At 64.8% G+C, this 5,119-nt stretch carries 5 protein-coding genes; all 5 read left to right on the forward strand.

Annotated features, from left to right (window positions below; translation table 11 throughout):
- Positions 1–775 (forward strand): F0F1 ATP synthase subunit beta (atpD, locus tag VIM95_RS03810; RefSeq protein WP_331983183.1); only part of this gene is annotated, 775 nt, incomplete at its 5' end.
- An 11-nt stretch (positions 776–786) separates the two neighbouring features.
- Positions 787–1,212 carry a F0F1 ATP synthase subunit epsilon gene (locus VIM95_RS03815; RefSeq protein ID WP_331983185.1) on the forward strand — a complete coding sequence of 142 codons (426 nt, stop codon included), beginning with the start codon at positions 787–789 and terminating at the stop codon, positions 1,210–1,212.
- A 120-nt stretch (positions 1,213–1,332) separates the two neighbouring features.
- Entirely contained in the window at positions 1,333–2,700 is a 1,368-nt protein-coding gene (glmU, locus tag VIM95_RS03820) for a bifunctional UDP-N-acetylglucosamine diphosphorylase/glucosamine-1-phosphate N-acetyltransferase GlmU (RefSeq protein WP_331983187.1), read from the forward strand.
- A gap of 169 nt (positions 2,701–2,869) precedes the next feature.
- Complete coding sequence (locus tag VIM95_RS23340; protein ID WP_414648468.1) at positions 2,870–3,310, forward strand: hypothetical protein; 441 nt, start codon at positions 2,870–2,872, stop codon at positions 3,308–3,310.
- Positions 3,244–4,893: a hypothetical protein gene (locus VIM95_RS03825; protein WP_331983189.1), complete on the forward strand. Its 1,650-nt coding sequence runs from the start codon at positions 3,244–3,246 to the stop codon at positions 4,891–4,893. The genes VIM95_RS23340 and VIM95_RS03825 overlap by 67 nt, the downstream gene beginning before the upstream one ends.
- Positions 4,894–5,119 lie beyond the last annotated feature (226 nt).

Below are 5,119 nucleotides of genomic sequence, written 5' to 3' on the forward strand. Positions count from 1 at the left end.
GAACGAGCCCCCGGGCAACCGTCTGCGCGCTGCGCTGACCGGTCTGACCATGGCCGAGTACTTCCGCGACGAGAAGGACGAAAACGGCAAGGGCCGTGACGTGCTGTTCTTCGTGGACAACATCTACCGTTACACCCTGGCCGGTACCGAAGTGTCCGCGCTGCTGGGCCGTATGCCGTCCGCCGTGGGCTACCAGCCCACCCTGGCCGACGAAATGGGTCGTCTGCAAGAGCGTATCACCTCGACCAAGACCGGTTCGATCACCTCCATCCAGGCCGTTTACGTGCCTGCCGATGACTTGACCGACCCGTCGCCTGCCACCACCTTCGCCCACTTGGACGCAACCGTCGTTCTGTCGCGTGACATCGCCTCGCTGGGTATCTACCCTGCCGTGGATCCGCTCGACTCGACCTCGCGCCAGCTGGACCCGCAGATCGTTGGCGACGAGCACTACACCGTCGCTCGCGGCGTGCAGTCCACCCTGCAGCGCTACAAGGAACTGCGCGACATCATCGCGATTCTGGGCATGGACGAACTGTCGCCGGAAGACAAGCTGGTCGTGGCTCGCGCCCGTAAGATCCAGCGCTTCCTGTCGCAGCCTTTCCACGTCGCCGAAGTGTTCACCGGCGCACCTGGCAAGTACGTTTCGCTGAAGGAAACCCTGCGCGGCTTCAAGGGCATCCTGGCTGGCGAATACGATCACCTGCCGGAACAGGCCTTCTACATGGTCGGTGGTATCGACGAAGCTGTCGAAAAAGCCAAGACCCTGGCATAAGGTAGCGAGATATGGCCATGACCATGCATGTGGACGTAGTAAGCGCTGAAGAGCAGATCTACTCGGGCACCGCCGAATTCCTGGCGGTTCCGGGCGAGATGGGCGAAATCGGCGTGCTGCCTCGCCACGCACCGCTGCTCACCCGTATCAAACCGGGTGCGCTGCGCATCAAGGTCGCCAACAGCAACGATGAGGAAGTCCTGGTCTACGTGTCCGGTGGCATCCTCGAAGTGCAGCCGCACGTGGTAACGGTACTTGCCGATACCGCGATCCGTGGCAGCGACCTCGATGAAGCAAAGGCGCTGGAAGCCAAGAAATTGGCGGAAGAAGCGCTGGCCAACCGCTCGGGTTCGATCGACTACGCCTCGGCTCAGGCCGAACTGGCGCAAGCCGTCGCCCAGCTGGCCGCGATCAAGAAGTTGCGTAACCGCGCTTGATCAGGCTTCGCCGTAGCACCTAGCAGTACCCCGATAAAGGGCCAGCGTCAGCTGGCCCTTTATTTTTTTACGCCCAGGCCGTGATAATCGCGGCTGACCTTTCTCATTGCGAGCTGCGCCATGACTGTGAACGTGATCATCCTTGCCGCCGGCCAGGGCAAACGCATGAACTCCCGCCTGCCCAAGGTGCTGCAGCCCTTGGCCGGCAAGCCCATGCTGGGCCATGTGCTGGATGCCGGCCGCGCGCTGGCGGCCGAACGGCTGGTGGTGGTCTATGGCCATGGTGGCGAGCAGGTGCTCGCCGCCTTCCAGGGGCAGGTCGATGTACGCTGGGCCCACCAGGCCGAGCAGCTTGGTACCGGCCATGCGGTGGCGCAGGCCCTGCCCGAGTGCGGCGACGGCGTGGCGCTGATCCTCTACGGCGATTGCCCACTGATCACCCCGGCTACCCTGCGCGCGCTCCTGGCCGCTGCCGGCGGCGACAAACTGGCCGTGCTGACTGCCATCATGGACAACCCCACCGGCTACGGCCGGATCGTGCGCGATGCCGAGGGCAAGGTACTCAGCATCGTCGAGCAGAAGGATGCCAGCGAGGCGCAGAAGGCGATCCGCGAGATCAATACCGGCTTTATCGCCGCGCCCATGGCCCGTCTGCGCGAGTGGCTGCCGCGGCTCAAGAATGCCAACGCCCAGGGCGAGTACTACCTGACCGATGTGATCGCCATGGCGGTGGCCGACGGTGTGGCCGTGGCCACCGAGACCGCCAAGGACCCGTTCGAGCCGGCCGGTGTGAATGACAAGCGCCAACTGGCCGAGCTGGAGCGCGTCTACCAGCGCCAGCAGGCCGACAAGCTGCTGGCCGGCGGCGTGACCCTGCTCGACCCGGCCCGCTTTGACCTGCGTGGCACGGTGGAGCACGGCCAGGACGTGGAGATCGACGTCAACGTGATCCTCGAAGGCACGATCAAGCTCGGTCACGGCGTAAAGATCGGCCCCAATGTCTACCTCAAGAACGTCACCCTGGGCGACGGGGTGGTGATCAAGGCCAATACCGTGATCGAGGACAGCACCGTGGGGGCCGGCTCCGACCTTGGCCCCTTTGCCCGCGTACGGCCCGATTCGGTGCTGGGCGAGAAGGTGCACGTCGGCAACTTCGTCGAGCTCAAGAAGGCGCGCCTGGGCAATGGTGCCAAGGCCGGCCACCTGGCCTACCTCGGTGATGCGGTGATCGGCGAGCGGGTGAATATCTCGGCCGGCGTGATCACCTGCAACTACGACGGCGCCAACAAGTTCGTCACCACCATAGGCGACGATGCCTTCATCGGTACCGACAGCCAGCTGGTGGCCCCGGTCACCATTGCCGATAGGGCCTATATCGCTGCCGGCTCCACCATCACCGTGGATGCCCCGGCCGACGCGCTGACCATCTGCCGCGCCCGCGGCCAGAAGTCCATCCCGGGCTGGAAACGGCCGACCAAGAACAAGTAGATAGGCTGGCCGCAGGGCGGCAAGCTCGAACCATGTACATGCTGACCCAGACCCTGACCGCACGACCGTTCCCGCCCGCCCTGACCGGCTAGCGGTTGCGCGTGCGTCTGTTCTGTAGCGCCTTATCGCGGCCGCTCCATCGAGCGGCCGTTTTTATTGGGAGGCGGTGGTGATCATGGTGCATGGCCACACCAGCCACTGTCGCTGCCGCGGGCGCTTTCCGCGTATCGCCGCGGTACTCAATGCAGCGGGCTATGCCGCTTTTGCCTTCGACCTGGCCGGCTGTGGCGAGAGCAAGGGCGAGAGCCTGGGTGCTGACAAGCTGGGATACGGCAGCGGCTGCCGCTGTGACGTGCAGGTGAACCGGTGCCGCTGTTGCGGAATGCCCAGCGGCAGCGCCGCCGGACCTCGGCCTGCTTGGCTTGCGGCTGTAGCTGGCCCTAATCTCGCCCACCAGAACGCCTGCATCTGCAGGCACCGATGTCAATCAAGTGGCTTACCGCCGGCAAGAGCGGAAAGGCGCCACCCATTCGAGGAGAGGATATGCGTGCTATCGGGTATGGCCTGCTGTTGGGTGCACTGGCGGCGCCGGTGCTGGCCAAGGGAGTAGACGTGACCTTGGCATTGCAGGCGAATAACGATCTGTTGCTGAGCTACCGACTGCCGGAGGGCTGCCAGCGCCTGCCCTTTGTGAACCCCGGCGCGCTGGCGCAGGCCGCTGGCAAGGTGCGCAAGGCCTGGCAAGCGCTGGATGACTGCAGCCAAGCCAGTGGCGAGGCGGTGAGCCTGGCCAAAGCCAGCTGCAGCGTGGCGCGCTTCAAGGTGCCGCCGAGTACGGAGCCGGTGGACCGCGTCTACCCGGGCAGCTTCCCCATGGGGGGCGGCGTCTACGCGCACACCTGGAACTACGCCGTGGCCGACAGCTGTGGCCCTGTGCGCTACCACTTTACGGCGCCGGGCAGCGTGAGCGCGCGCGGCAAGGTCTACGCCGGCACGCCGGGCTTTACCGCCGAGGATGCCACCGCCGGCGAGATGCCGGCCCTGCTGTTGCAACAGCCGCTAAAGCAGGAGGCCGGTGCCACGGTCTATCTGGACCCGGCGCTGGGCGAGGCGACCATCGCGCAGATCCACCGCATGAGCACGGATGCCGTCAGCTACTTCAGCAAGGTGCTGCCCCATGCCGGCTACCGCCAACCGGTGCTGGCCGCCACCCGCGTGGCCGGCAACGACGGTGGCCAACCGCGCTACTGGGGTGATGGGCAGGATGTGCTGCGGCTGGCGCTCTACAACTGGCCGGACCGGCCGCAGGGCGAGTTGGTGACGGTGCTGAACGGCTTTGTGGCGCATGAGTACGCCCACCGCTTCCAGCCCCTGGAGCAGCATGACGTCTACAGCGGTGGCGACCAGATGCTGCACGAAGGCAGCGCCGAGCTCCTGCAGTGGCTGGCCGGCGTAGAGACCGGTTGGCGCAGCAAGGCCGACTCGGCCACCATGCTGGACGAAGCCCTCGCAGCTTGCCTGCAGCAGGTGGGCGATAAGCCCTGGCAGGCGGTGCCCTTGAACCGCCGCAACAGCGCGTCGACCATCTACCCCTGCGGTCTGGTGACTCAGCTCTTTAGCCTGGCGGCACGGCAGATCAAGCAGCCGGCCACGGCGCAGATAGACCGCTACTTTGCCGCTGGCCAACAGGGCGGCCCGACCGATATGGCGCAGGCCTTTGAATGCGGCGACAAGGCGGACTGCCAGCCGCGCTGGCTGCAAAGGCTGATGGGCGGCAAGGAGCCCATGGCGGAAGTCTGGGCCGAGCTGGCCAGCCAGACCGGCTTGCTCAAGCAGGTAGCACCCAGTGAGCGCCAGTCCCGGCAGATGCTGCCCTATGCCTTCGCTGCATTGATGCAGGCAGATTGCGGTGGCGCCACCAGCTTCTATCCGCAGCTCGATGGTTTTATGGTCGCCGCCATCACCGTCTGCCAGAACCTGCGCGAGGGCATGTATCTGAAGGCCGTAGAGGGCCAGCCCCTGAGCGATGCCGTAGCGTCGCTGCCTCTGCTGACCGGCTGCCGCGAACGTGGCAGCGTGAGCCTGCAGGACAAGGAGGGCAAGACCGTCACCCTGAGCTGCAAACAACCCTTCAACGCACCCACGCAGGTCTACGCGGTAGACATGGAGCGCCTGCTGGCCAGTTTGCGCTAACTAATATGGTGCCATTCGCAAAAATGCCAATGGCATTTATTTGTTAAAATTCACGATGACGAAAACATACTCCCATCATGCGAAAGCATGCTTAGACTGGGGCATCGTGAATTTGAAGGAGCAGTGCCATGTGCGGGATAGTTGGTGCAATTGCGCAGCGTGATGTCGTAGCCCACCTGATTGACGGCCTCAAGCGGCTGGAATACCGGGGTTACGACTCCTCCGG

Origin of the sequence: Chitinimonas sp., from assembly GCF_036568685.1 — a bacterium.
In the GTDB taxonomy this organism is placed as follows: Bacteria; Pseudomonadota; Gammaproteobacteria; order Burkholderiales; family Chitinimonadaceae; genus Chitinimonas.